Source organism: Pseudomonas sp. efr-133-TYG-23, from assembly GCF_030209215.1.
GTDB lineage: Bacteria > Pseudomonadota > Gammaproteobacteria > Pseudomonadales > Pseudomonadaceae > Aquipseudomonas > Aquipseudomonas rhodesiae.
Map to the genome: position 1 here is coordinate 1 of NZ_JARVSL010000001.1, position 22,843 is coordinate 22,843.

Genomic DNA, 22,843 nt, shown 5'->3' on the forward strand with positions numbered 1-22,843 from the left:
GTGGGAGGGGGCTTGCCCCCGATGACGGCGCGTCAGTGACAGATGGGCAGGCAGATTGCTCCAGGGGGCAAGCCTTCACATTGGATCTGGTGTTATTTAGACAGGTAGCGCATGCCTTCTTCCAGCCCGCGCAGCGTCAGGGGGTACATCTGGTCTTCCACTAACTCCCGCACAATCCCGGTGGAGGCCGTAAACCCCCAAGTGTCCTTGGGGTATGGGTTTATCCAGATCAGCTTCTTGTACTTGGCCATGAAGCGCTGCATCCATACATACCCGGGCTCTTCGTTCCAGTGCTCGACGCTGCCGCCGGCCTGGGTGATTTCGTACGGCGCCATCGAAGCGTCGCCGATAAAAATCACTTTGTAGTCGGCACCGTACTTGTGCAGTAAGTCCTGGGTGGAGGTGCGCTCCGAGGTGCGGCGCTGGTTGTTTTTCCACACCGACTCGTACACGAAGTTATGGAAGTAGAAGTACTCCAGGTGCTTGAACTCGGTCTTGCACGCGGAGAACAGTTCTTCGCAGATCTTCACATGGGCATCCATCGAGCCGCCGATATCGAACAGCAATAGCAGCTTGATGGTGTTGCGCCGTTCCGGGCGCATCTGAATGTTCAGCAAGCCGGCATCGCGGGCGGTGTGGTCGATGGTGCCGTCGATATCCAACTCTTCCGCCGCCCCTTGGCGCGCGAATTTGCGCAGGCGGCGCAGGGCCACTTTGATGTTGCGCGTGCCCAGTTCCACCTGGTCGTCGAGGTTTTTGTATTCGCGCTGGTCCCAGACTTTGACGGCCTTGCCCTGGCGCTTGCCGGCGTCGCCGACGCGAATGCCTTCCGGGTTATAGCCGCCGGAACCAAACGGGCTGGTGCCGCCGGTGCCGATCCACTTGTTGCCGCCCGCGTGGCGTTCTTTCTGTTCTTCCAGGCGCTTCTTGAATTCCTCGATCAGCTTGTCGAGGCCGCCCAGGGACTGGATCTGCGCACGCTCTTCATCGCTGAGCGAACGCTCGAATTCCTTGCGCAGCCAGTCTTCGGGGATCAGCGCCTGTAGGTGATCATCGAGTTTTTCCAGGCCGTTGAAATACGCGCCGAAGGCCCGGTCGAACTTGTCGAAATGCCGCTCGTCCTTAACCAGGATCGCCCGGGCCAAGTAGTAAAACTCGTCCATGTCGGCGAAGGTCACGCGTTGTTTGAGCGCGTTGATCAGGTCGAGCAGTTCACGTACCGACACCGGCACCTTGGCTGCGCGCATTTCATTGAACAGGTTGAGCAACATCAGCGATTACCGCGACGGCTCATGAACGCCAGACGCTCCAGCAACTGCACGTCCTGCTCGTTCTTCACCAGGGCGCCGGCCAATGGCGGAATGGCCTTGGTCGGATCACGCTCGCGCAGCACCGCCTCGCCGATGTTGTCGGCCATCAGCAGCTTGAGCCAGTCCACCAGTTCGGAAGTGGAGGGTTTTTTCTTCAGGCCGGGGACTTTGCGCACGTCGAAGAACACGTCCAGCGCTTCGCTGACCAGGTCTTTCTTGATGTCGGGGTAGTGCACATCGACGATCTTTTGCAGGGTGGTGCGATCCGGAAAGGCGATGTAGTGGAAGAAGCAGCGGCGCAGGAACGCGTCCGGCAGTTCTTTTTCGTTGTTGGAAGTAATGATGATGATCGGGCGTTTTTTGGCCTTGATGGTCTCGTCGATTTCGTAGACGTAGAACTCCATCTTGTCGAGTTCTTGCAGCAGGTCGTTGGGGAACTCGATGTCGGCCTTGTCGATTTCATCGATCAGCAGAATCACGCGCTCCTCGGACTCGAACGCCTCCCAGAGCTTGCCTTTCTTCAGGTAGTTGCGCACGTCGTGCACCTTGTCCACGCCCAGCTGCGAGTCGCGCAGGCGGCTGACCGCGTCGTACTCGTACAAGCCTTGGTGGGCCTTGGTGGTCGACTTGATGTGCCAGGTAATCAGCTTGGCGCCGAAGGATTCGGCCAGTTGCTCGGCGAGCATGGTCTTGCCGGTGCCCGGCTCGCCCTTGACCAGCAGCGGACGCTCCAGGGTGATGGCAGCGTTGACGGCCAGTTTCAGGTCATCGGTGGCAACGTAGGCCTGGGTGCCTTCGAACTTCATCGGTGTTTCCTCGAATTCATCAATGCCCGGACTATACCGCGCGGCCCCGGCGACTGTGAACGCAGACGGGTTATTCAGTCTCTGAATGGCCGGTCACTCTGCGCGCTCAGTCGGCGCTCGGCTTGGGTTGTTCATAGCGCGCGTTGAACGCCTGGATAAAACCGTTGCGCAAAATCGCCACCACGGCCCAGAACGCGCTGACATCTTGCTGATGCACGCTGCCGCTCAGTTCCACGCGGGTGGCGAACTGGTTTTTGCGCTGGTTCTTCAGCACGGTCTCGCTGGCGCCCACCACGGCCTCCCAGATTGAGCGGAAGATGTTCTTGTCTTTGTTTTCCACGTCCTGCTGCCAGTCGAACACTTCCACATCCCGCAGCAACGGCTTGATGTACCCGGTCAGTTGGCCCTTTTCAGCCTGGGCCTCAATGACCAGATCGCCAGTGCCGGCCTTGAAATCGAACTTGCCGTAGGCCGAGGCAAAGTCGTTCATGCGCTTGAGCTGCAAGTCGCGGGCGCGGAAGCGGAATTCAAAGTCTTCGAAATTGCTCAAGGGGTCGAAGGTGGCACTGGCTTCTAGCGGGGCCTGGCCCAGCAGCAGTGCTTTACCGTCGAAGCGCGCATCGCGCCTGCCTTCGGTGTCGACCACATTGGTCAGGTTATAGAAGCTGGCATTGACCCCGGTGGCGTTGATGTTCACCGCCGGTTTGGAATTGAAGTTATGGAACGCGATCTTGCCGTCTTCGATGCGCACCTCGTTGAGGGTGATCGGCAGCAACTTGCCCAGTTGCTCGCGCCAGTCGGTGCCCTTACCGGTCTGGGACGCCTGCTTGTTGGCGCCGCCGTCGACAAAATTGATTTCCGGCCGCACAAAGTGGCCTTCGGCGACGACCGCATGGTCGTACCACAGCGAATGCCAGCTCACCGCGAACTCGATCAGTGGCGCCTTGACGAACGGCACCGGCACCTTGCCGTCCACCTTGACGATCTGCAAGCCGTTGATGCGGTGGGCGCCGCGCCACAGGGCCAGGTCCACGTCGGCGATTTCGCCGCGGTAGTCGCCCATATTGGCCAGCTTGTCATTCAGGTAATTGCGCACCAGGTAGGGCAGGGCGATGTTAAGGGCGATCAGCACCACCACCAACCCGGCGACGGTCCATAGCGGCCAACTGTAGCGACGTTTCATGGGGCAGTTCTCCTTGCTCGTAAGCAGATGGACTGTCGCGCTGGCCTCAACGTTCCTCCGACTGGACGCCTAGTACGACCCGGCATACCCTTGAAGCCTTTCGCACATCGCCCAATAGGACCCGCCATGAGCCGCATTTTTGCAGATAACGCGCACTCCATCGGTAATACGCCCCTGGTTCAGATCAACCGCATCGCCCCGCGCGGCGTGACCATTCTGGCCAAGATCGAAGGGCGCAACCCCGGTTACTCGGTGAAGTGCCGCATCGGTGCAAACATGATCTGGGACGCCGAAAGCAGCGGCAAACTCAAGCCGGGCATGACCATCGTCGAACCCACCTCCGGCAACACCGGCATCGGCCTGGCGTTCGTCGCCGCCGCCCGTGGCTACAAGTTGCTGCTGACCATGCCGGCCTCCATGAGCCTGGAACGGCGCAAGGTGCTCAAGGCCCTCGGCGCCGAGCTGGTACTGACCGAGCCGGCCAAAGGCATGAAAGGCGCGATCGAGAAGGCCGGCGAGATCGTCGCCAGCGACCCGGCCCAGTACTTTATGCCGGCCCAGTTCGAAAACCCGGCCAACCCCGCGATCCACGAAAAAACCACCGGTCCGGAAATCTGGAACGACACCGACGGCGCCGTGGATGTGCTGGTGGCGGGCGTGGGCACTGGTGGCACCATCACCGGCGTGTCGCGCTATATCAAAAATATCCAAGGCAAGCCGATTCTGTCGGTGGCGGTCGAGCCGATCGGTTCGCCGGTGATCACCCAGACCCTGGCCGGTGACGAGGTCAAGCCCAGCCCGCACAAGATCCAGGGGATCGGCGCCGGGTTCGTGCCGAAAAACCTCGACCTGTCGATGGTCGACCGCGTGGAACTGGTGAGCGACGAGGAATCCAAGGCCATGGCCCTGCGTTTGATGCAGGAAGAGGGGATCTTGTGCGGGATTTCCTGCGGCGCCGCGATGGCGGTGGCGGTGCGCCTGGCACAGAAACCGGAGATGCAGGGCAAGACTATCGTGGTGGTGCTGCCGGATTCCGGTGAGCGTTACCTGTCGAGCATGCTGTTCAGCGATCTGTTCACTGAGCAGGAAAACCAGGCTTGATGCAGGTCAGCTGGTCGGTGCGGGCCTTCTGCATAATGGCGCAACTGTTTATCATGGCCGGCTGTTACGTCTGGCATCCCTCCAAAGGGGTGCTGTCGGCCAGACGCTTATTTCCAGGAGTTGCTGCATGACCTTTTCTCTGACCGCCAAACTGTCGGTGCTGCTGTTGTTTATCGGCAGCACGCTGTACGTGCACCTGCGCGGTAAGGCGCGTTTGCCGATGTTGCGCCAGTTCGTCAACCATTCGGCGCTGTTCGCCCCGTATAACGCCTTGATGTACCTGTTTTCGGCGGTGCCGTCCAAGCCGTACCTGGACCGCAGCAAATTCCCGGAGCTGGATGTGCTCAAGGACAATTGGGAAGTGATCCGCGAAGAGGCCATGCACCTGTTCGACGAGGGTTACATCCGCGCCGCCGAAAAGAACAACGACGCCGGTTTCGGTTCGTTCTTCAAAAAGGGCTGGAAGCGTTTCTACCTCAAGTGGTACGACAAACCGCTGCCGTCGGCCGAGGCGCTGTGCCCGAAGACCGTGGCGCTGGTGAGTAGCATCCCCAACGTCAAGGGCGCGATGTTCGCGCTGTTGCCGGGCGGCAGCCACCTTAACCCGCACCGCGACCCGTTCGCCGGTTCCCTGCGCTATCACTTGGGCTTGTCCACGCCCAATTCCGACGACTGCCGCATCTTCGTCGACGGCCAGGTGTACGCCTGGCGCGACGGTGAAGACGTGATGTTCGACGAAACCTATGTGCATTGGGTCAAGAACGAGACCGAGCAGACCCGCGTGATCCTGTTCTGCGACATCGAGCGGCCCCTGAGCAACCGCCTGATGACCCGTATCAATCGCTGGGTCAGCAAGCAACTGGGCCGCGCCACCGCACCGCAGAACCTCGACGACGAGCGCGTCGGCGGCATCAACCAGGCGTATGCCTGGAGCAAGCGTTTCAGCGATAAGTTCAGTGGCATGGTCAAGCAATGGAAGCGTAAACACCCCAAGGCCTACCGCATTGCGCGGCCGGTGCTGGCGGTGGTTGTCTTGGTACTGCTGTGGAAGTGGTTGTTCGGCTGATCTGAAGCGTTAAACGCGGTCAAAATGTGGGAGGGGGCTTGCTCCCGATAGCGGTGGATCAGTCATGGATGTTTTGACTGACATACCGCCATCGGGGGCAAGCCCCCTCCCACATTTGATCTCCTGTGTTCTTAAGAGGCAATCAGCTGCCGCAGCACATAGTGCAGAATTCCCCCCGACTTGAAGTACTCCACTTCATTCAAGGTATCGATCCGGCACAGCACCTCGACCTTCTCGCTGCTGCCGTCCTCCCGGGTAATCACCAGCGTCAGGTTCATCCGCGGCACGATCTCTACTTCGGTCAGGCCGAGAATATCGATCTTCTCCTTGCCCGTAAGCTTCAGCGCCTTGCGGTTCTGGTCCAGCTTGAACTGCAACGGCAACACGCCCATGCCCACCAGATTGGAGCGGTGGATGCGCTCGAAACTCTCGGCAATCACCGCTTTGACCCCCAGCAGATTGGTGCCCTTGGCCGCCCAGTCGCGGCTGGAGCCGGTGCCGTATTCCTGCCCGGCGATCACTACCAGCGGCGTGCCTGTAGCCTGGTATTTCATCGCGGCGTCGTAGATCGCCATCTTCTCGCCAGTGGGGATATACAGCGTATTGCCACCTTCCTCGCCGCCGAGCATTTCGTTGCGGATGCGGATATTGGCAAAGGTGCCGCGCATCATCACCTCATGGTTGCCCCGACGTGAGCCGTAGGAGTTGAAGTCGCGCGGTTCCACGCCCTGTTCGCGCAGGTAGCGGCCGGCGGGGCTGTCGACTTTGATATTACCGGCGGGGGAGATGTGGTCGGTGGTCACCGAATCCCCCAGCAACGCCAGTACGTTCGCACCTTTGACGTCCTTGATGACCGGCAGCGGCCCGGCAATGTCGTCGAAGAACGGCGGGTGTTGGATGTAGGTCGAGTCTTTCTGCCACACGTAGGTGGCGGCTTGTGGCACCTCAATGGCCTGCCATTGCTCATCCCCGGCAAACACTTCGGCGTACTCCTTGTGGAACATGCCAGTGCTGACCTGGGCCACGGCGTCGGCGATTTCCTGGCTGCTGGGCCAAATGTCCTTGAGGTATACCGGGTTGCCCTGCTGGTCGTTACCCAACGGCTCGCTGCTGATATCGATGCGCACGGTGCCCGCCAGGGCGTAGGCCACCACCAGGGGCGGCGATGCCAGCCAGTTGGTTTTCACCAGCGGATGCACGCGGCCTTCGAAGTTGCGGTTGCCGGACAAAACCGATGCCACGGTGAGGTCGGCTTTCTGGATGGCTTTCTCGATCGGCTCGGGCAAGGGCCCGGAGTTGCCGATGCAGGTGGTGCAGCCATAACCCACCAGATCGAAACCGAGCTTGTCCAGGTATTGCGTGAGCCCCGCGGCCTTGTAGTAGTCGGTGACCACTTTGGAGCCGGGCGCCAGGGAGCTTTTCACCCAGGGTTTGCGCGTCAGGCCTTTTTCCACGGCCTTCTTGGCTACCAGGCCGGCGGCCATCATCACGCTGGGGTTAGAGGTGTTGGTGCAGGAGGTAATCGCAGCGATCACCACGGCGCCGTTTTTCAGGCGATAGGTCTGACCGTCAAAGTCGTAATCGGCTTCCCCCACCAGGTCGGCATTGCCCACGGCGACGCCGCCGCCGCCTTCGCTTTCCAGGCGACCTTCTTCTTTATTGGTGGGTTTGAATTGCAGGTCGAGAAAGTCGCTGAATGCCTGGCCGACATTCGGCAGCGCCACCCGGTCCTGGGGACGCTTCGGCCCGGCCAGGCTGGCTTCGACGCTGCCCATGTCCAGGGCCAGGCTGTCGGTGAACACCGGCTCCTGGCCCGCGTGACGCCACAGGCCTTGGGCCTTGGTGTACGCCTCGACCAGTTTGACGGTTTCTGTCGGACGGCCCGAGAGGCGTAGGTAGTCCAGGGTCACTTCATCGACCGGGAAAAAGCCGCAAGTGGCGCCGTATTCCGGGGCCATGTTGGCGATGGTGGCGCGGTCCGCCAGGGGCAGGTCGGCCAGGCCGTCGCCATAGAACTCGACGAACTTACCCACTACGCCTTTCTTGCGCAGCATCTGGGTCACCGTCAGCACCAGGTCGGTGGCGGTGATGCCTTCCTTGAGTTTGCCGGTGAGCTTGAAGCCGATCACTTCGGGGATCAGCATCGACACCGGCTGGCCGAGCATCGCCGCCTCTGCTTCGATACCACCCACGCCCCAGCCGAGCACGCCCAGGCCGTTGATCATGGTGGTGTGGGAGTCGGTCCCCACCAGAGTGTCGGGGAACGCATAAGTGCGGCCGTCTTCGTCTTTGGTCCACACCGTGCGGCCCAGGTATTCGAGGTTGACCTGATGACAGATACCGGTGCCCGGCGGCACTACGCTGAAATTGTCGAACGCGCTCTGGCCCCAACGCAGGAAGGCATAGCGTTCGCCGTTGCGCTGCATTTCGATGTCGACGTTCTGCTCGAAGGCGTCGGCATTGCCGAACTTGTCGACCATCACCGAGTGGTCGATCACCAAATCGACGGGAGAGAGCGGGTTGATGCGTTGCGGGTCGCCACCGGCCTTGGCCACGGCGGCGCGCATGGCGGCCAGGTCGACCACGGCGGGTACGCCGGTAAAGTCTTGCATCAGCACGCGGGCGGGGCGGTACTGGATCTCGCGGTCGGACTGGCGCTCTTTGAGCCAGGCGGCGATGGCCTTGAGGTCGGCGCCGGTGACCGTTTTGTTGTCTTCCCAGCGCAGCAGGTTCTCCAGCAGCACTTTGAGCGACATCGGCAGCTTATCCAGGTCGCCCAGGCTCTTGGCGGCTTCGGGCAGGCTGAAGTAGTGATAGGTCTTGCTGTCTATTTCGAGGGTTTTAAGGGTTCTCAGGCTATCAAGCGATGACATGACACGACTCCTTATGGTCCGCACGGCCACGGACCTGACGGGACGAACAGAGCTATCACGTTAGCCCTGTTTTGATTAGCAGGCTAATAACTGGACTCTATGGTGAAGTCCAAGGTTCCGAACTCGGCTATCATGCGCGCGTTTTCATGACAGACATTGCGATAGCGCAAGGTCCGTCGAGTCACCAGGAGAGTTGATGAACACCCTTTTTATGCACTGCCGCCCAGGGTTTGAAGGCGAAGTCTGTTCCGAGATCGCGGAACACGCCGCGCGCCTGAACGTGTCCGGCTACGCCAAGGCCAAGACCGGCAGCGCCTGCGCCGAATTTGTCTGCACCGAAGAAGACGGCGCCCAGCGCTTGATGCACGGCCAGCGCTTTGCCGAGCTGATCTTCCCGCGGCAGTGGGCGCGTGGGGTATTTATCGACTTGCCGGAAACCGACCGCATCAGTGTGATCCTTGCCCACCTGCGCGAATTTCCGGTGTGCGGCAGCCTGTGGTTGGAAATGGTCGACACCAACGATGGCAAAGAACTGTCCAACTTCTGCAAGAAGTTCGAAGTACACCTGCGCAAAGCCCTGCTCAATGCCGGCCGGCTGGTGGATGACCCGAGCAAACCGCGCCTGCTGTTGACCTTCAAGAGCGGCCGCGAAGTGTTTATGGGCCTGGCCGAGTCGAACAACTCGGCGATGTGGCCCATGGGCATCCCCCGTCTGAAATTCCCCCGCGAAGCCCCCAGCCGCTCAACCTTGAAGCTGGAAGAGGCCTGGCACCACTTTATCCCCCGCGACCAGTGGGACGAGCGCCTGCATGGCGACATGACCGGCGTCGACCTTGGCGCCGCGCCGGGTGGCTGGACCTGGCAGTTGGTCAACCGTGGCATGCTGGTGACCGCCATCGACAACGGCCCCATGGCCGAGAGCTTGATGGACACCGGCCTGGTGCAGCACCTGATGGCCGACGGTTTCACTTTCGTGCCCAAGCAGCCGGTGGACTGGATGGTCTGCGACATCGTCGAGAAACCCGCGCGTAACGCGGCGCTGCTGGAGACCTGGATCGGCGAAGGGTATTGCCGCGAGGCGGTGGTCAACCTCAAGTTGCCGATGAAACAGCGCTATGCCGAGGTCAAGCGCCTGCTGGAGCGCATCGAGGAAGGCTTCAAGGCGCGTGGCATTCGTGTGGAAATCGGCTGTAAGCAGCTGTACCACGACCGTGAAGAGGTGACCTGCCACCTGCGTCGGCTGGAAAGCGTAAAGAAACCCAAGGCCCGCTGATCCAGCGTTCAAAATGTGGGAGCGGGCTGGCCCGCGAAAGCGGTATAACTGTCGAAATTTATGTTGAATGTGCCCGCGTCATCGCGAGCAAGCTCGCTCCCGCAGGAAATCGAGCTGGTTTTAGGAGTGAAATATGAGTCTTGAATTGCCCGTCGACGCCACCCTCGACGCCACCGGCCTCAACTGCCCGGAACCGGTGATGATGCTGCACCAGCACATCCGCGACTTGCCGGCAGGCGGCTTGCTCAAGGTGATTGCGACCGACCCGTCGACCCGTCGCGATATCCCCAAGTTCTGTGTGTTTCTGGACCACGAACTGGTGGAGCAGCAGGAGCAGGCCGGCACCTACCTGTACTGGATTCGCAAAAAAGCCGATTAACCCCGTAGCTTGTCGGCCCGAATGCGCCGGCGCGCGCTACGCGCCAGGCGCACCAGCAACATCCCCGCCGCACAACTCAGACCCACGATCAACCCTTGCCACAAGCCGCTCGGGCCGCTGGGTTCGCCGAGCCAGTGGGTCAGCCCCAGGGCGTAGCCCACCGGTAATCCCACGCCCCAATAGGCAAACAGGGTCAGCACCATGGTCACCCGCGTATCTTGGTAGCCGCGCAGCGCACCGGCGGCGGTGACTTGGATCGAGTCTGAGAACTGGAACAGCGCCGAGAACACGATCAAGGTGGACGCCAGATGGATCACCACCGGGTCTGGGGTGTAAATGCTTGCGATCTGTTCGCGAAACAGCAGCATCAAACTGCAGGACAGGCACGCATACGCCAGCGCCGTGCCCATGCCGACCCCGGCGGCGAAGCGCGCTTCACGCGGCTCGCTACGCCCCAGGGCCTGGCCGACGCGCACGGTGACCGCCATGCTCAGGGAGTAGGGGATCATAAACACCAGGGAACTGACGTTCAGCGCGATCTGATGCCCCGACACCACCGTGGCGCCCAGGCTGCCGAGCAGCAGGGCGATTACCGCGAAGATGCTCGATTCGGCAAAGATCGCCACGCCAATCGGCAGGCCAATGCCCAGCACGCGTTTGATCACTGCCCATTGCGGCCAATCGAAGCGTTTGAACAACTCGCTGCTCTGGTAGGCGGCGCCCCAGCGCGTCCAGCCGGCCAGGCCGAGCATCATCACCCACATCGCAATGGCCGTGGCCCAGCCGCAGCCTACGCCGCCCATGGCCGGCACGCCAAAATGGCCGTAGATGAAGATGTAGTTCAGCGGAATATTCAGCGCCAGGCCGATCAGGCCCATGACCATGCTTGGCCGGGTGCGGCCCAGGCCGTCGCTGAAACAGCGCAACACGTAATACAACGCCACCGCCGGCATGCCCGCGGCGATGCCGTGCAGGTAACCCATGGATGGCGCGATCAGGTCGGGTTCCACCTTCATGGCATGCAAAATCGGTTCGGCGCACAGCAGCAATAATGCGCCGATGGCCCCGACGACCACCGCCAACCACAATGACTGACGGACCAACGGCCCGATCTCGCTGAACTGACCGGCGCCGTAACGCTGGGCGACTTTCGGCGTGGTGGCCAGCAGTGTGCCGGTCATCAGCAGGTACACCGGAATCCAGATCGAATTACCCAGGCCCACCGCCGCCAGATCCTGGGGGCTGACGCGTCCGGCCATCACCGCGTCGACAAAGCTCATGGCGGTGGTCGCCAGTTGGCCGATCATGATCGGCAGCGCGAGCGTCAACAGATCGCGCACCTCCCGGCTGATGCGGGCGGGGCGGGTGAGGGGAGCGGTGGCAGTGTTCACGTACGGGTGTCCAGTCGAAAGGTGCGCAAGGACGGCGGATTCTACGCCTTGACGCAATGGTCAGGAAAAAAGCTGTGTTAGGGATTTGTAAGCGAGGCCCGCGATCCCTGTACACTGCCTGTCCGCCAAAGGAGCCTGCCATGTTGATTGTTGCCGACGAAAATATCCCGCTGCTCGACGCGTTCTTCCAAGGGTTCGGCGAGATTCGCCGAGTGCCGGGCCGTTCCATCGACCGTGCGACCGTCGAGCAGGCCGACGTGCTGTTGGTGCGCTCGGTGACCAACGTCAACCGCGCCTTGCTTGAGGGCTCGTCGGTGCGTTTTGTCGGCACCTGCACCATCGGCACCGACCATTTGGACCTGGATTACTTCAAGCAGGCCGGTATCCAGTGGGCCAGCGCCCCCGGTTGCAACGCCCGCGGCGTGGTGGACTATGTGCTGGGTAGCCTGCAGACCCTGGCCGAGATCGAAGGGGTGGACCTCACCCGGCGCACCTATGGCGTGGTCGGCGCCGGTGAAGTGGGCGGGCGGTTGGTTCAGGTGCTCAAGGGCCTGGGCTGGAACGTGCTGGTGTGCGACCCGCCGCGCCAGGTCGCCGAAGACGGGGATTACGTCAGCCTGGGGCAGATCATCGAGCAGTGCGATGTGATCAGCTTGCACACGCCGTTGATCAAGTCCGGCAATGCCGCGACCTGGCACTTGTTCGACCGTCAGCGCCTCAACCAGCTCAAGCACGGCGCGTGGCTGATCAATGCCAGCCGCGGTCCGGTGGTGGATAACGCCGCGCTGCGCGAGGTGCTGCTGGAACGCGAAGATCTGCAAGCCGTGCTCGATGTGTGGGAGGGCGAGCCTGAGGTCGATGTGGCACTGGCCGATCTGTGCGTGCTGGCCACGCCGCATATCGCCGGTTACAGCCTGGACGGCAAACAGCGCGGCACGGCGCAGATCTATCAAGCGTTTTGCACCTATCTGGGGCTGGTGCCGAGTATCCAGCTGAGTGATCTACTGCCGCCGCCGTGGTTGGCCGAAGTGCATTTGAACGCCGCGACGGACCCGGCCTGGGCCCTGGCGACTGTGTGCCGCAGCGTGTACGACCCGCGCCGTGACGATGCGGATTTTCGCCGCAGCCTTGTCGGCACCGTGCAAGAGCAACGCCTGGCCTTTGACCGGCTGCGCAAGCACTACCCGGAGCGCCGTGAGATTGAGGGTTTGAAAGTGCGGATCAACGGGGAGTCGGCGGCGCTGGCCAAGTTGGTCACTGCCCTCGGTGCCGAAGCCTTGTAGGAACACCACGCATAAAAAACCCGGCCACCGGGGCCGGGTTTGAAAGAGCGTGGGCGCTTCAGCCTTGCTTGGCAGGCTTGACCAGTCGCTGTTCCAGCGCGCTGCAGGCTTGCTGGATCATCTCTTCGGTAATCTGCACATCGTTGCCATCGGCATCGACATACCAGCACGGCAGCTGCTGCGGCTGGCGGATTACTTCGATTTTGGCATCGCTGCTGTGTTGCAAGGTCATGGCCTGTCTCCTCATCAGGTTGTGTACCTACTCTAAATCCCCCGCGTGACCGAGCTATTACAACTCCTTACAAGATCACCGGTTCGAACGTCCACTCCAACAGAAACCGCCAAGGATTTCCAGCCGGGCGTTAGACCGATAGCCTCTAGTGGCCAGCATCGACGGGCATAATTAACTGGACTCATTGTTATTTGCCCAAGTTCCCCCAATGTTGAACTACAGATTCCTTACCGGTGATGCCTTCCATGCTCTCAGTCCGTCAACGCCGTGCGATTCGCCTGGCCAGCCGCTTCATCGCGCCCTACCGTTGGCAGGCGCTGGGTGCCCTGGTGGCGCTGATCGTCACCGCCGGCATCACCTTGTCTATGGGGCAGGGTATTCGCCTGCTGGTGGATCAGGGTTTCATGACCCAGTCGCCGCACCTGCTCAACCAGTCCATCGGCCTGTTTATGGTGTTGGTGCTGGGCCTGGCGGTCGGCACCTTTGCGCGCTTCTACCTGGTGTCGTGGATCGGCGAGCGGGTGGTGGCTGATATCCGGCGGCAGGTGTTCAACCACTTGATCTATCTGCACCCTGGGTTCTATGAAAACAACCGCAGCTCGGAAATCCAGTCGCGCCTGACCACCGACACCACTCTGTTGCAGTCGGTAATCGGTTCATCGCTGTCGCTGTTCCTGCGCAATGGGTTGATGGTGATCGGCGGCATCGTGCTGTTGTTTGTCACTAACCCCAAACTCACCAGCATTGTGGTGGTGGCGCTGCCGCTGGTGCTGGCGCCGATTCTGATCTTTGGCCGTCGGGTGCGCAGTTTGTCGCGCCAGAGCCAGGACCGCATTGCCGATGTGGGCAGCTATGTGGCCGAGACCCTTGGCCAGATCAAGACCGTGCAGGCCTACAACCATCAAGTGCAGGACGAGCAGCGCTTTGCCGTCACCGTCGAACAGGCGTTCAGTACTGCGCGTAAACGCATCGCCCAGCGAGCCTGGCTGATTACCCTGGTGATCATGCTGGTGCTCGGCGCGGTGGGGGTGATGCTGTGGGTGGGCGGCATGGACGTGATCAACGGGCGCATTTCCGGTGGTGAGCTGGCGGCATTCGTGTTCTACAGCCTGATCGTCGGCAGCGCCGTCGGCACGCTGAGCGAGGTGCTCGGCGAACTGCAGCGCGCCGCCGGTGCGGCGGAGCGCATCGCCGAGTTGTTACAGTCGACCAACCAGATCCAAGCGCCGGCTGCTGGCAGCGTGCCGCTGCCCGAGCGGGTCAGCGGCCGCATGGAACTGCAAGACCTGCGTTTTTCCTACCCGTCGCGGCCGGACAGCTACGCCATCGATGGCCTGACGCTGACGATCAATCCTGGCGAGACCTTGGCACTGGTCGGGCCGTCCGGCGCGGGCAAGTCGACGATTTTCGATCTATTGTTGCGCTTCTACGATCCCCAGCAAGGCCGCATCCTGCTCGAAGGCCAGCCGCTGACCGCCCTCGACCCCATGGACCTGCGCCGCCACTTCGCCCTGGTGTCCCAGAGCCCCGCGCTGTTTTTCGGCAGCGTCGAAGAGAACATCCGCTACGGCAACCCGAATGCCACACGCGAGCAAGTCGAAGCCGCTGCGCGCATTGCCCACGCCCACGACTTCATTCTGCAAATGCCCGACGGGTACCAGACGCACCTCGGTGATGGCGGTCAGGGCCTTTCCGGCGGCCAACGCCAACGCCTGGCCATCGCCCGCGCGCTCTTGGTGGACGCGCCGATCCTGCTGCTGGACGAAGCCACCAGCGCCCTCGATGCCCAGAGCGAACACCTGATCCAACAGGCCCTGCCGCAACTTATGCAAGGGCGCACTACCCTGGTCATCGCCCACCGGCTGGCCACGGTGAAGAACGCCGATCGAATTGCCGTGATGGATCAAGGAAAACTGATGGCGGTGGGCACCCATCAGCAGTTGATCGCGAGTAACCCGCTGTATGCGCGGTTGGCGGCGTTGCAGTTCAGCAATGGGGAAGAATCGGCCAGCTAGGCGATTGTTAGCGGTGATCAGCTCCCATTCCACAGGTGGAATCCACACTCCATAAAAAATGCCCGTATCTTCCAATACGGGCACTTATCTTTACGCTTGAGCGGGTAACTGCTTCAGCCTTCACTGATCATCAAAATACCGCTCATGCCAATCCACCAATGGCTGTGGTGAGTTGAGCTTCTGCCCGTAGATCACCGAATAAGACAGCACGTTCTGTACGTATTGTCGGGTTTCGTCGAACGGGATGCTCTCCACCCACACGTCGAAACTCAAGTGGTCGGCCCCGCGCAGCCACTGGCGTACGCGGCCGGGGCCGGCGTTGTAGGCGGCGGAGGCGAGCACGCGGTTGCCGTTGAACTGGCTGTGCACTTGGCTCAGGTAAGCGGCGCCCAGTTGGATATTCTTGTCCGGGTCCAGCACCTGAGACGGGGAGGCCAGCGGAATGCTGAATTTGCGCGCGGTGTCCTTGGCGGTGCCGGGCATCAGTTGCATCAGGCCGCTGGCTCCGACGCCGGAACGGGCGTCGTCCATAAAGGCGCTTTCCTGGCGGGTAATAGCGAACACCCAGCTTGAATGCAGCCCGCGTACCTTGGCTTCGCGCACCAGGGTGTCGCGGTGGGCCATCGGGAAACGAATATCCAAGTCATCCCAGTACTGGGCTTGGCTGATGGTGCGGATGGCCGGGAAGTACCATTTCATGTCGTAGGCCAGTTTGGCTTGGGCGACCATCTCGTCACGGTTGAAGTGACGGCTGACGTGATACCACTCGCGGCGGCCGTCGACGATTTGCCCGCGCGCGTAGAACTCCAGGGCACGGCGCACGCCAGGCGTATTGCGCACCTTGTTAACCAGCGCCTGGCTCATCAGCAGCGGCTTGTTTTTCAACTGATAAGGCGCTTTGGAACGGTCGGCGGCCAGGAAGCCATAAAAGTCCCGTTCCTGGGCGAGGTTTTTGTACAGCACCAACGCTTGCGGGTTTTTCGGCTCGGCCAATTCCAGACTGCGGGCCTGCCAGTAGCGCCAGCGGTTGCTGGTGGCCAGGTCTTGCGGAAGTTTGCGGGTCAGCTGGTAGGCATCTTCCCAGCGCGCCAGGCGCAACAGTAGGCGCAGGCGCCATTCGGAGACCGTATTGTCGCGCAGTTCCGGGTCGTATTTGGTCATCACCTCAAGGGCGCGCGGGTCGAAGCGTTTGGCCAGGGTCAGGCCTATTTCGCGGGCGATCGCCACTTTTTCGTCACGGGAGAAGTGCATGCTGCTGGCATAGCCATCGAGCAGCGCCATGGCCTTGTCCGGGTCCTGGCGGGCCAGGCGACGCAGGCCCAAGCCCACGGCGTCGGACATCGCCTCGGTGGCCGGCAGGAAGCGCGACGGGTCACTGAGCATGTCGGGCTTCTGTGCCACGTCCACCATCAAACGGCCTTGGGCGCCCAGGGTCGGCAGGGTTTTTACCAGGCTGTTGGCCAGCGCGTAATTGCGCGCTTCGGCGGCGAGCTTGGCGCGGTCCCAGATTTTCTGTTCGGTGAGTTGGCCGTCGGCGGCCCACTGGCCAAAGGTGGCATCACACGCGGCCGGTTGGGATTTGCCGGTCATCCAGAGTTTTTCGGCGGTTTTGTAGCCTTCCGCTTTCAGGTTGTGAGTGAGTTGGTATTGGCCGTGCAGGCAGTCCAGCTCGACGAAATTGAGCTTGGGGTCGTAGTACTTTTCAAAGGTCTGCCAGTCACCACGCTCGGCCAGCCAGCGCAACCAGCGCAGTTTCATCCAGTTGGCCTGGGGCAGGTCGCCGTTCTTGGCGAGGAATTGTTCGATTTCTTCGTTGCTGGCGCTCTTCAGGCGTGCGGTCAGCTCGTCGTAGGCCAGGTACGGCGTCAGTGGATAATCGGCCAGGGCCTGGCTGTATTGCATGTACGGGCCGGTATCGCCCTTGGCCAGAGCGCGCTTGGCCTCATCGTAATATTGACGTTGAGTGGTGAGGTCCACAGCCTGGGCGGATTGAACGGCGGTGGCGGAAAGAAGCAGACAGGATAAAAAGTTGAAAAGGCGACTGCGCATGAGACGTCCGTGCAGAGAAATCACGACTAGCACCGGCACCGCCGACGCTGATTGCCCCTAGCTTAGCCTTTTGCCAGCGGCCCGTGAAAGCTTTGCAGGATGGTTCCTGCAAGTTCGCTGCAAATGTCCTACAGAACGTGTCAACAACGAAAATGCCAGCCGCATCCCACCCTCAACTCAGGTAGAATGCGCGCCCAGTTTTTGGAGAAGCGTATGACCCTGCTCAAATTCAGCGATGTGTCCCTTGCTTTCGGCGCTATGCCGTTGTTGGACAAGGTGTCCTGGCAGATCGCCCGTGGTGAGCGGGTGTGCATCATCGGCCGCAACGGCACCGGCAAGTCCAGCATGATGAAGCTGGTCAAAGGCGATCAGAAGCCCGACGACGGCTCCGTGTGGCGCGCCCCGGGCCTGAAGATCGGCGAATTGCCCCAGGAATTGCCGGTGGCCGACGGACGGACAGTGTTCGACGTGGTTGCCGAAGGCCTGGACGGCGTCGGCGCACTGCTCGCCGAGTACCATCATCTGGCGCAGAACTGCGTCACCGAGGAAGACCTGGACAAGCTGATGCACGTCCAGCAAGACCTCGAAGCCCGTGATGGCTGGCGCTTGCAGCAGCTGGTGGACAGCACCCTGAGCCGCCTGCAACTGCCGGCCGACAAGACCCTCGCCGAATTATCCGGCGGCTGGCGTCGCCGGGTGTTGCTGGCCCAGGCGCTGGTGTCCGAACCGGATCTGCTGCTGCTCGACGAACCGACCAACCACTTGGACATCGGCGCCATTGCCTGGTTGGAAGAGGCCCTGAAGGATTTCCAGGGCGCCGTGCTGTTTATCACCCACGACCGTTCTTTCCTGCAAAACCTGGCAACCCGCATCCTCGAACTGGACCGTGGTGGCCTGATCGACTGGAACGGCGACTACGCCAGCTTCCTGGTACACAAGGAAGCCGCACTGGCCGCCGAAGAAACCGCCAACGCCTTGTTCGACAAGAAACTGGCCCAGGAAGAAGTCTGGATCCGCCAGGGCATCAAGGCGCGTCGCACCCGTAACGAAGGTCGCGTACGGGCGCTGAAAGCCTTGCGCGTGGAGCGCAGCGAACGTCGCGAGCGCACCGGCAAAGCCAATATCCAGCTGGATACCGCCGACAAGTCGGGCAAGCAAGTGATGGTGCTGGAGAACGTCAGCTTCCATCACCCGGACGGCCCGTTCCTGATCAAGGACTTCTCCATGGTCCTGCAGCGCGGCGACCGGATCGGCCTGCTCGGCGCCAACGGTACGGGCAAAACCACGCTGCTCAAGCTGATGCTCAGCGGTCTGCAACCGACCAGCGGTACTGTGGCCGAAGGCACGCGTATCGATGTGGCTTATTTCGACCAACTGCGCCACCAGCTGGACCTGGAAAAGACCGTGATCGATAACGTGGCCGAAGGCCGTGACTTTATCGATATCGACGGCCAGAGCCGCCACGTACTCAGCTACCTCGGCGATTTCCTGTTCAGCCCGCAGCGTGCGCGTACGCCGGTAAAAGCCTTGTCCGGTGGTGAGCGTGCGCGTCTGCTGCTGGCCAAATTGTTCAGCAAACCGGCGAACCTGCTGGTGCTCGACGAACCGACCAACGACCTGGACGTGGAAACCCTCGAACTGCTGGAGGAGGTGCTGCTGACCTTCAACGGCACCGTGCTGATGGTCAGCCACGACCGGGCATTCCTCGACAACGTGGTGACCAGTACCCTGGTCTTCGAAGGCGAAGGCAAGGTGCGCGAATATGTCGGTGGCTATCAGGACTGGCTACGCCAGGGCGGCTCGCCGCGTCTGCTGGGCGTGACCGAAAGCAAATCCGGCAAGGCCGACTTGAACTCGGCGGTGGTTACGCCGGTGGCCGCGCCAGCACCCGCGCAGGAAGCCGCACCAGCGGCCAAGAAAAAGCTCAGCTACAAATTGCAGCGCGAGTTGGAAGCCTTGCCGGGGGATATCGAGGCCAAGGAGCAGCAGATCGCTACAGTAGAGGCGCAAATGGCTGACGCAGGTTTCTACCTGCGTCCTGCGGCAGAAACCGCCAAGGTCATTGCTTCTCTGGAGACGTTGAATCAGGAGCTGGAAACGCTGCTCGAACGTTGGGCCGAGCTGGATGCCTGAGTGACCTTGGTGCAGTAAAAAGCCCGGCGCCTTCATGGGGGCGCCGGGCTTTTTTCATATGAAATGCGGTTCAAATGGGGAAGGGCTTGCACCCTCCCAAATTAGATCTGCACCGGTCCTAGGCGCTTTTTACCAGCTTCACCGCCAGCACATCGCACGGCGCGCCGTGCAGCACATCATTGGCGGTGGAGCCCAGCAGCAGCGCCAGGCCGTGACGGCCATGGCTGCCGACCACGATCAGATCGCAATGCTGTTCCTTGGCAAGGTGATGGATTTCCTGGCGCGGCTGGCCGTAGGTCAGGTGTGAGTTTTCTTTGGTCACTTCCGGGTATTTGGCTATCAGGCGGTCGAGACGTTCTTTGGCCTGGTCGAACTGTTGTTGCTGCAGTTGGGACAGGTCCATCGGAACATCGCCGCCGAAGGCCATGGCCATGGGTTCGACGATATGCACGAGGGACAGTTTGGCGCCGCTGGCGACCGCGAAAGCCCGGGCGCGCTTGATCACTGGATCGCACTCTTCGGTCAGATCTACGGCGACCAGAATATGTTCGTATGACATGAGGCGTTCCTCCAGAGGACTGCAATAAATTAAGTATGGCTGGTTTCAAGCGGATGGGGTTGCGTCAGGTCAAATCCGCTCATCAGAAAAATCGGGAGTACACATATGACGGTCTGGATAGTGGTGTCAATCCTTGTGGTGGTATTGAGCCCCCTGGCATGGCTGCGCCCGTCGCGTCACCAGAGCGGGCGCATGGCCTTGCGCATGGAGGCTCGCCGCATGGGGTTGGCCATGCAATTGGCGCCCCAGGAATGGCCGCACTGGCTCAAACAAGAGCCGCCCAGCCCTTGCGCCCAGTACTGCCGGCCACGACGCGGCGCCACGCCGGCCATTTGGAGCTACTGGCAACTGGAGCCGGGGGTGTGGGTTAACCAATGGCGAGAAAACTGCGTGGATGAGAAGTTGTTGCCGCATTTTTCAACGCTGCCAGCCAACGTCTACAAAGTCGAAGCCGACAAGCAAATGATTGCCTTGTATTGGGGCGAGAAGGGCGATGCCAGTGTCTTGAAGGACATCGACGCGTTGCTCAAGGCGCTGGCCTGAACCCAGGCGGCCCAGACTCAAACAGGCATTAAAAAGCCCGACATCATCATCGGGCTGGAGTTGGCCAGGCAGGCCGGTGAATCTTGCGCCGGGTGTTGTCTTCTGGCGCTGTACGGTTGGCGCTAGCGTAGCCGTATCTCTCAATCTGTACAGCCCTTTCCCAAATAACTGAAATTATTGATTTCGTGAATAGTTGAATATTGACGAAGCGCGGGCCTATGGTTGAGGTTCTGAAATGACTGGAAAGTCGCGTTTTTCCTAGCCTTTGGAGCGATTGACAATTGCTCGGAATTGGATGAAGGTGGCGTACCCAAATCAAACGGGCGTATGAATTGAGCGTTTGTCTGTCAGACCGTTCATACATAATCCCGACTATCGCATTGGCGGGTGTGCCTGGCGGATTGGCATGAGCATTGACCTAACCATCAGTGTCCAACCATAGGCCAGCGTCCGATGTGTACTGTTCAGCTTCCATATCGTGGAGATCAGTTGATGATTTACGAAGGTAAAGCCATCACGGTTAAGGCTCTTGAAAGTGGCATCGTCGAATTGAAATTCGACCTCAAGGGTGAGTCCGTCAACAAGTTCAACCGTCTAACCCTGAACGAACTGCGTCAGGCCGTAGACACCATCAAAGCAGATGCTTCGGTCAAGGGCGTGATCGTCTCCAGCGGCAAGGACGTGTTCATCGTCGGCGCTGACATCACCGAATTCGTCGACAACTTCAAGCTGCCCGATGCCGAGCTGGTGGCTGGCAACCTCGAAGCCAACAAGATTTTCAGCGATTTCGAAGACCTCAACGTCCCGACCGTTGCCGCGATCAACGGCATCGCCCTCGGCGGTGGTCTGGAAATGTGCCTGGCCGCTGACTTCCGCGTGATGTCGGCCACCGCAAAAATCGGCCTGCCGGAAGTGAAACTGGGCATCTACCCAGGCTTCGGCGGCACCGTGCGTTTGCCGCGCCTGATCGGTGCGGACAACGCCATCGAGTGGATCGCCGCCGGTAAGGAAAACAAAGCCGAAGACGCCCTGAAAGTCGGCGCTGTCGACGCAGTGGTTGCCCCGGAAAAACTGGCCGAGGCCGCGCTGAACCTGATCAAAGGTGCCATCAGCGGCGAGTTCGACTACAAGGCCAAGCGTCAGCCCAAGCTGGAAAAGCTCAAGCTCAACGCCATCGAACAAATGATGTCGTTCGAAACCGCCAAAGGTTTCGTGGCTGGCCAGGCCGGCCCGAACTACCCGGCGCCGGTTGAAGCGATCAAGACCATCCAGAAAGCCGCGAACTTCGGTCGCGACAAAGCCCTGGAAGTGGAAGCGGCCGGTTTCGTCAAACTGGCGAAAACCTCGGCGGCCCAGAGCCTGATCGGCCTGTTCCTGAACGATCAGGAACTGAAGAAAAAGGCCAAGGCCTACGATGAAATCGCCAGCGACGTGAAACAGGCTGCCGTACTCGGCGCCGGTATCATGGGCGGCGGCATCGCCTATCAGTCGGCGTCCAAAGGCACGCCGATCCTGATGAAAGACATCAACGAACACGGTATCGAGCAGGGTCTGGCGGAAGCCGCCAAGCTGCTGGTAGGTCGTGTGGATAAAGGTCGCATGACCGCCGCGAAAATGGCTGAAGTGCTTAACGGCATTCGTCCTACGCTGTCCTACGGCGATTTCGGTCACGTCGACCTGGTGGTCGAAGCGGTTGTCGAGAACCCGAAGGTCAAGCAGGCCGTGTTGGCTGAAGTGGAAGCGCAGGTCAAGGAAGGCACCATTCTGGCGTCCAACACCTCGACCATTTCCATCTCGCTGCTGGCCAAGGCCCTCAAGCGGCCGGAAAATTTCGTCGGCATGCACTTCTTCAACCCGGTACATATGATGCCGCTGGTGGAAGTGATCCGTGGCGAGAAGTCCAGCGAACATGCGGTGGCCACCACCGTTGCCTACGCCAAGAAAATGGGCAAGAACCCGATCGTGGTCAACGACTGCCCGGGCTTCCTGGTCAACCGCGTGCTGTTCCCTTACTTCGGTGGTTTCGCCAAGTTGGTCAGCGCCGGCGTGGACTTCGTGCGCATCGACAAAGTCATGGAAAAATTCGGCTGGCCAATGGGCCCGGCGTACCTGATGGACGTGGTCGGCATCGACACCGGCCACCATGGCCGCGATGTGATGGCTGAAGGCTTCCCGGACCGCATGAAAGACGACCGCCGTTCGGCTGTCGACGCCCTGTACGACGCTAAGCGCCTGGGCCAGAAAAACGGTAAGGGCTTCTACGCCTACGAGGCGGACAAGAAAGGCAAGCAGAAGAAAGTGGCCGATCCGTCGGTGCACGAAGTGCTGGCACCGATTGTGTACGAGCAGCGTGAAGTGTCCGACGAGGACATCATCAACTGGATGATGATCGCCCTGTGCCTGGAAACCGTACGTTGCCTGGAAGATGGCATCGTCGAGACCGCCGCCGAAGCCGATATGGGCTTGGTGTACGGTATTGGTTTCCCTCCATTCCGTGGTGGTGCGCTGCGTTACATCGACTCGATCGGTGTGGCCGAGTTCGTTGCCCTGGCTGATCAATACGCTGAGCTGGGCCCGCTGTACCACCCGACCGCGAAGCTGCGTGAAATGGCCAAGAACGGCCAGAGCTTCTTCGGTTAAGCGCCCA

General features: G+C 60.8%; 17 protein-coding genes. 9 read left to right on the forward strand and 8 right to left on the reverse strand.

Annotated elements, in window-relative coordinates; genetic code table 11:
- Positions 1-92: 92 nt before the first annotated feature.
- The 3 genes from QRN41_RS00005 to QRN41_RS00015 all read right to left on the reverse strand — a co-directional run bounded on the left by QRN41_RS00005 (position 93) and on the right by QRN41_RS00015 (position 3,299).
- Positions 93-1,271 carry a vWA domain-containing protein gene (locus QRN41_RS00005; protein ID WP_034096457.1) on the reverse strand — a complete coding sequence of 393 codons (1,179 nt, stop codon included), beginning with the start codon at positions 1,269-1,271 and terminating at the stop codon, positions 93-95.
- The gene (locus tag QRN41_RS00010) at positions 1,271-2,116 is read right to left on the reverse strand and encodes an AAA family ATPase (RefSeq protein WP_003210690.1); all 846 of its coding nucleotides are present in this window, start codon (positions 2,114-2,116) and stop codon (positions 1,271-1,273) included. The genes QRN41_RS00005 and QRN41_RS00010 overlap by 1 nt, the downstream gene beginning before the upstream one ends.
- Before the next feature lie 106 nt (positions 2,117-2,222).
- The gene (locus QRN41_RS00015; protein ID WP_285421019.1) at positions 2,223-3,299 is read right to left on the reverse strand and encodes a DUF748 domain-containing protein; all 1,077 of its coding nucleotides are present in this window, start codon (positions 3,297-3,299) and stop codon (positions 2,223-2,225) included.
- Positions 3,300-3,425: 126 nt separating this feature from the next.
- Here QRN41_RS00015 and cysK point away from each other — a divergent pair, with 126 nt between their 5' ends.
- Positions 3,426-4,400: a cysteine synthase A gene (cysK, locus tag QRN41_RS00020; RefSeq protein WP_285421020.1), complete on the forward strand. Its 975-nt coding sequence runs from the start codon at positions 3,426-3,428 to the stop codon at positions 4,398-4,400.
- A 127-nt stretch (positions 4,401-4,527) separates the two neighbouring features.
- Positions 4,528-5,466 (forward strand): aspartyl/asparaginyl beta-hydroxylase domain-containing protein, encoded by a 939-nt coding sequence (locus QRN41_RS00025; protein ID WP_285421021.1) that lies wholly within the window; start codon positions 4,528-4,530, stop codon positions 5,464-5,466.
- Between the two features lie 131 nt (positions 5,467-5,597).
- On the opposite strand, the gene acnA is transcribed toward QRN41_RS00025, so the two are convergent.
- On the reverse strand, positions 5,598-8,339 hold the full coding sequence (gene acnA, locus QRN41_RS00030) for an aconitate hydratase AcnA (protein WP_285421022.1): 2,742 nt from the start codon (positions 8,337-8,339) through the stop codon (positions 5,598-5,600).
- A 196-nt stretch (positions 8,340-8,535) separates the two neighbouring features.
- Between acnA and rlmM the strand changes: the two genes are divergently transcribed.
- Together rlmM and tusA are read left to right on the forward strand one after the other, a co-directional pair.
- Positions 8,536-9,612: a 23S rRNA (cytidine(2498)-2'-O)-methyltransferase RlmM gene (rlmM, locus tag QRN41_RS00035; RefSeq protein WP_285421023.1), complete on the forward strand. Its 1,077-nt coding sequence runs from the start codon at positions 8,536-8,538 to the stop codon at positions 9,610-9,612.
- Between the two features lie 133 nt (positions 9,613-9,745).
- On the forward strand, positions 9,746-9,991 hold the full coding sequence (gene tusA, locus QRN41_RS00040) for a sulfurtransferase TusA (RefSeq protein WP_034096464.1): 246 nt from the start codon (positions 9,746-9,748) through the stop codon (positions 9,989-9,991).
- On the opposite strand, the gene QRN41_RS00045 is transcribed toward tusA, so the two are convergent.
- The gene (locus QRN41_RS00045) at positions 9,988-11,382 is read right to left on the reverse strand and encodes an MATE family efflux transporter (RefSeq protein WP_285421024.1); all 1,395 of its coding nucleotides are present in this window, start codon (positions 11,380-11,382) and stop codon (positions 9,988-9,990) included. The two genes, tusA and QRN41_RS00045, sit on opposite strands and share 4 nt — an antisense overlap.
- 140 nt (positions 11,383-11,522) lie before the next feature.
- On the opposite strand from QRN41_RS00045, the gene pdxB reads away from it, so the two are divergent.
- Positions 11,523-12,665, forward strand: coding sequence for a 4-phosphoerythronate dehydrogenase PdxB (gene pdxB / locus QRN41_RS00050; RefSeq protein ID WP_285421025.1), 1,143 nt, complete (start codon positions 11,523-11,525; stop codon positions 12,663-12,665).
- 58 nt (positions 12,666-12,723) lie between these two features.
- Here the strand turns inward: pdxB and QRN41_RS00055 are convergent, their stop codons facing one another.
- Positions 12,724-12,897: a PA1571 family protein gene (locus QRN41_RS00055; protein WP_034096467.1), complete on the reverse strand. Its 174-nt coding sequence runs from the start codon at positions 12,895-12,897 to the stop codon at positions 12,724-12,726.
- Positions 12,898-13,133: 236 nt separating this feature from the next.
- Here QRN41_RS00055 and QRN41_RS00060 point away from each other — a divergent pair, with 236 nt between their 5' ends.
- Complete coding sequence (locus QRN41_RS00060; protein WP_285421026.1) at positions 13,134-14,912, forward strand: ABC transporter transmembrane domain-containing protein; 1,779 nt, start codon at positions 13,134-13,136, stop codon at positions 14,910-14,912.
- A gap of 120 nt (positions 14,913-15,032) precedes the next feature.
- Here QRN41_RS00060 and QRN41_RS00065 read toward each other — a convergent pair whose 3' ends face one another.
- The gene (locus QRN41_RS00065) at positions 15,033-16,961 is read right to left on the reverse strand and encodes a transglycosylase SLT domain-containing protein (protein WP_285421027.1); all 1,929 of its coding nucleotides are present in this window, start codon (positions 16,959-16,961) and stop codon (positions 15,033-15,035) included.
- Between the two features lie 213 nt (positions 16,962-17,174).
- On the opposite strand from QRN41_RS00065, the gene QRN41_RS00070 reads away from it, so the two are divergent.
- On the forward strand, positions 17,175-19,094 hold the full coding sequence (locus tag QRN41_RS00070) for an ATP-binding cassette domain-containing protein (protein ID WP_285421028.1): 1,920 nt from the start codon (positions 17,175-17,177) through the stop codon (positions 19,092-19,094).
- A gap of 118 nt (positions 19,095-19,212) precedes the next feature.
- Here QRN41_RS00070 and QRN41_RS00075 read toward each other — a convergent pair whose 3' ends face one another.
- Positions 19,213-19,653 carry a universal stress protein gene (locus QRN41_RS00075; protein ID WP_213633462.1) on the reverse strand — a complete coding sequence of 147 codons (441 nt, stop codon included), beginning with the start codon at positions 19,651-19,653 and terminating at the stop codon, positions 19,213-19,215.
- Between the two features lie 105 nt (positions 19,654-19,758).
- On the opposite strand from QRN41_RS00075, the gene QRN41_RS00080 reads away from it, so the two are divergent.
- Complete coding sequence (locus QRN41_RS00080; RefSeq protein ID WP_034096472.1) at positions 19,759-20,196, forward strand: hypothetical protein; 438 nt, start codon at positions 19,759-19,761, stop codon at positions 20,194-20,196.
- 492 nt (positions 20,197-20,688) lie between these two features.
- Positions 20,689-22,836, forward strand: a complete 2,148-nt coding sequence (fadB, locus tag QRN41_RS00085; protein WP_034096473.1) for a fatty acid oxidation complex subunit alpha FadB — start codon at positions 20,689-20,691, stop codon at positions 22,834-22,836.
- Positions 22,837-22,843: the final 7 nt, after the last annotated feature.